The sequence below is a fragment of the Ilumatobacter sp. genome (genome assembly GCF_041688325.1).
Taxonomy (GTDB): Bacteria; Actinomycetota; Acidimicrobiia; order Acidimicrobiales; family Ilumatobacteraceae; genus Ilumatobacter_A.
Window position 1 is genome coordinate 1 of the sequence record NZ_JBDNIJ010000415.1, and the last position, 3,377, is coordinate 3,377.

Below are 3,377 nucleotides of genomic sequence, written 5' to 3' on the forward strand. Positions count from 1 at the left end.
ACCACCGCAGCGGTCAAGATCCTCGTCGATACATCCAGCGACACGATCGTCGGTGCCCACATGCTCGGCCCCGAATACGGCGAACTCATCAACTTCTGCGCACTCGCCATCAAACTCGACCTCACCGCCCGACAACTCAAATCGATGACCGCCGCCTACCCCACCGTCACATCCGACCTCGGCTCGATGCTCTAACGACCCGAACCAGAATCGCGAAGTGCCTGCCTGAGGGGCGCATATCGACGGTGGTCGCGGCCCGCATGACCTACTCTCGTATGGCACTCATGGGCGGGATCGAGCGAAAGCCGGTCACGAGCGTCCGGAGAGCGCACAATGCCATCACACCATCTCGTCGGTGTCAGCCGACGACGCCGACATAGACCAGGCTGGCGACGAGACCGAACACGACGTGGGCAACCGTGACACCCATCGGGGTCATGTTGCCGAATCCGGTGAGCGCAATCCCGGGCTTTTCGATGTCACCCCGGCGCACGAGCGGGTGTGCCATCTCGAGCATCATCGGCATCGCCATCACGACGACGAGTCCGTGGACAAGTCCGAACACGAGCCCGAGGACGGTCGCCCCGCCGTCTGTGCTCGGATCGAACGCTGTCAGGAGTCCGGCGTGGACGAGCCCGAACAGCGCCCCCATCATGATGTGCATCATCACGCCGATTCCGTACACCGTCCGGGTCGATCCGTCGGGCGCCACCATGGTGCCCAAGGTCCGCAACAGGTCCATGCGGGTCATGCCCATCATCCGTCCTCCGTAGATCACCACGAGCATGGCCAGCGCACCGACGACTCCGGCCAGCACTGCAGCGCCGGGATCGAAGTTTCCCGACAGGGAGAGAGCGAGAATGGAAGTCGTCATGTTGTGCTCCTTCGAAGCAAACGGGGCTATGACCGGCGCGACTCGCCGAGCTCCTCGTTGAACCGGGAACCCGCTGCGGGCGCGATGCATTCCGCGAACTGTCCGGTCACCAGATCCGCAGCACCTCGGCGGTAGCGAAGACAGCACCCGACTTGAGGCCGAGCGTCTGTGCCGAGGACAGCGCTGCAGGCACGCCGATGACGCCGTCGAGCACCACGTGGAAGGTTCTGAAGTCACTGGTACCGAACCGAGCAAGCCCTGCAGTTCTTCGGGCCGTCAGCCGGCCTCGAAGCTCGTGAGATTCGGCGTCAAGTGCCATGTTGGTCCGCCTCGGGGCGATAGCGGAACGGCGCCAGGTACCCGATGCTCGATACGATGAACGGCACGAGGTAGTTGACGCCGACACGTACCCACGTGGCGGCGTTCGCGTCACCGCCGACGATGACGGAGCCCTGGTTGACGACCGTCAGGATCGTGCCCACCACCAGTGCCACGCGTGCGCAGGTCCGAAACGTCACGCCGCGCAGGACCAGCCGACACGCATCCGGAGTGCTCGACCAGGGTGGAACCATCACCGGTCGTGTGTTCGGCTCGGTCATGGTGAAGTCGGTTCCTCGCCGCGTGCCAGCCGCTCACCGAATTCCCGCAGCCGCGCGACCGCTTCGTCGGGAACCTGCGGGCGCTGGGCTGCGAGGGTCGACTTGATGCGTTCGTAGGTGTCGGCCTCCATGCCGCAACGGCGGCACTCGTCGAGATGTACCTCGATACGGCTCGCGCTGTCGGCGTCGATGTGTCCGTCCAGATACTGCTGCAGGACCTCGCCCACTTGGTGACAGCTCATCGCGCCCGGCGGCGTCCGGCGGCGCAGCTTCATCATCCACATCCTGATCACGGTTGACTCCTCGGACCAAAGCCGACCTTGTCGAGTCTGTAGCGAATACGGGTTCGGCCACGATGCAGGCGACTCATCACCGTCCCCACCGGGACGTCGAGGACCTCGGCGGCCTCCGCGTAGCTGAGTCCGTCGATGTCGACGAGCTCCACGACGCGTCGGAATGGCTCGTCGAGCGAGTCGAGCGCGCGAATGATCTCAACATCGATCTCGTCGTCGACGCCTGCATCGGTCCGTTCGTCCGAGGCGGCAGAGATCATCCGATCGGTCGCGTCCGGATCGCGGAGCAACTCTGGACGGCGGCGACGATTGCGGTTGATGTGTGTGTTGCGCAAGATTGTGAGCAGCCATGCTCGAGGATGCCGGCCATCGAATCCGTCGATCCCGCGGTAGGCACGCAGGAGTGTGTCCTGCACCAGGTCCTCCGCTTCAGCGTGATTACGGGTGAGGGAATGAGCGACGCGTAGGAGCACTTCGATCTCGGGAAGTACATACCGTTCGAACGCGGTGTCGTCGGTTGTTGCGTCGCTCACTGACAAGGAACACTACGACTTGGGGCCGAAATTCCCGGGAAGCTCATCATGCCGAGCAGGGTTCGCCAGAGGTGAGCCTTCGTCGACATATCGAACACGTGCACTTCCGGCACTACATCGGCGCACTCGTCGACGGCGGTGCGTTGCGACGGTGACAATGTCCAATCAGAACGAACCGAGCACACCGAGTCAGCGGCGCAATGAGTCGCCGGCCACCTACACCCGTCGACGTCTGCTCGTCGCCGGAGCAGTGGCTGGTCTCCCCTTGGCCGTCTGGCTCCGGACGCCCGACAACACCACGATCGGCGCCGACGACGTGCAAGCTCCGACCAGCACGAGCCCGAACTCGCCATCCGTTCCCCCGAGCACGTCGGTGCCGGTGGTCGAGCCGAACAGCGCTGACTCGCCCGGTTCGATCAACCGGGAACTCGGGTTCGGGATGGTCAACGACGACGTCGCGTCGCTCCAGCAGCGTCTGCGCGACCTGCACTTCGATCCTGGCCCGGTAGATGGCTGGTTCGGTGATGCAACCCGTCGAGCCGTCTGGGCATTCGAGAAACTCCTCCTCGGTGTCCCCAGCGCCCAACCGACCGGTGTGGTGACACCCAGCGTCTGGGACGAGATGCGCCTCCCGATGACGATCAAGCCTCGCCGATCGACGAACGCGCAGGCGAACCACACCGAGATCTACCTTCCCGAGCAGGTCCTGGCGATCTTCCATCGCGACGAGCCAGTCGTGATATCGCACATGGCCTCAGGCGAACTCGACGAGAACGGTGACCCTGCCGAGTGGTGCGAACTCGTCACGGTCGACACCGACGAACGGGGCAACCTGCTCGACGAACCGGTCGAGAAGGACATCTGTGGACGCTCGAAGACCCCGGCAGGGGTCTTCGAATACTTCCGGCGAGTCGAGGGGATCCGTCACGGCGCGCTCGGGTCGATGTGGAACCCGGTCTACTTCAACGACGGCATCGCGGTCCATGGAGCGATCAATGTGCCGCTGGCTCCGGCATCGCACGGCTGTGTGCGCATTCCGGTGCACATCGCGGACTACTTCCAGGATCTCATCGCAAAC

At 64.1% G+C, this 3,377-nt stretch carries 6 protein-coding genes and 1 pseudogene; 2 read left to right on the forward strand and 5 right to left on the reverse strand.

The window, feature by feature from the left end; translation table 11 throughout:
- Positions 1–195 (forward strand): annotated as a pseudogene (locus tag ACH2EI_RS20365) (NAD(P)/FAD-dependent oxidoreductase); the annotation flags it as partial.
- Positions 196–358: 163 nt separating this feature from the next.
- On the opposite strand, the gene ACH2EI_RS20370 reads toward ACH2EI_RS20365, so the two are convergent.
- The 5 genes from ACH2EI_RS20370 to ACH2EI_RS20390 all read right to left on the reverse strand — a co-directional run bounded on the left by ACH2EI_RS20370 (position 359) and on the right by ACH2EI_RS20390 (position 2,299).
- The gene (locus ACH2EI_RS20370) at positions 359–874 is read right to left on the reverse strand and encodes a hypothetical protein (RefSeq protein ID WP_395161403.1); all 516 of its coding nucleotides are present in this window, start codon (positions 872–874) and stop codon (positions 359–361) included.
- A 106-nt stretch (positions 875–980) separates the two neighbouring features.
- A complete protein-coding gene (locus tag ACH2EI_RS20375) occupies positions 981–1,193 on the reverse strand; it encodes a hypothetical protein (RefSeq protein WP_395161405.1) in 213 nt (70 codons plus the stop codon).
- Positions 1,183–1,473 (reverse strand): nitrate/nitrite transporter NrtS, encoded by a 291-nt coding sequence (gene nrtS / locus ACH2EI_RS20380; protein ID WP_395161407.1) that lies wholly within the window; start codon positions 1,471–1,473, stop codon positions 1,183–1,185. The genes ACH2EI_RS20375 and nrtS overlap by 11 nt, the downstream gene beginning before the upstream one ends.
- Positions 1,470–1,757 carry an anti-sigma factor family protein gene (locus ACH2EI_RS20385; protein WP_395161409.1) on the reverse strand — a complete coding sequence of 96 codons (288 nt, stop codon included), beginning with the start codon at positions 1,755–1,757 and terminating at the stop codon, positions 1,470–1,472. The genes nrtS and ACH2EI_RS20385 overlap by 4 nt, the downstream gene beginning before the upstream one ends.
- A gap of 5 nt (positions 1,758–1,762) precedes the next feature.
- On the reverse strand, positions 1,763–2,299 hold the full coding sequence (locus tag ACH2EI_RS20390; protein WP_395161411.1) for a sigma-70 family RNA polymerase sigma factor: 537 nt from the start codon (positions 2,297–2,299) through the stop codon (positions 1,763–1,765).
- Positions 2,300–2,456: 157 nt separating this feature from the next.
- Between ACH2EI_RS20390 and ACH2EI_RS20395 the strand changes: the two genes are divergently transcribed.
- The coding region (locus ACH2EI_RS20395) for a peptidoglycan-binding protein (protein WP_395161413.1) at positions 2,457–3,377 on the forward strand (921 nt) is incomplete at its 3' end.

What these genes read in the sequence shown, in the direction of transcription:
- ACH2EI_RS20370 (WP_395161403.1), bottom strand. Translation starts at nt 874, where the DNA reads ATGACGACTTCCATTCTCGCTCTCTCCCTGTCGGGAAACTTCGATCCC.
- ACH2EI_RS20385 (WP_395161409.1), bottom strand. Translation starts at nt 1,757, where the DNA reads ATGTGGATGATGAAGCTGCGCCGCCGGACGCCGCCGGGCGCGATGAGC.
- nrtS (WP_395161407.1), bottom strand. Translation starts at nt 1,473, where the DNA reads ATGACCGAGCCGAACACACGACCGGTGATGGTTCCACCCTGGTCGAGC.
- ACH2EI_RS20375 (WP_395161405.1), bottom strand. Translation starts at nt 1,193, where the DNA reads ATGGCACTTGACGCCGAATCTCACGAGCTTCGAGGCCGGCTGACGGCC.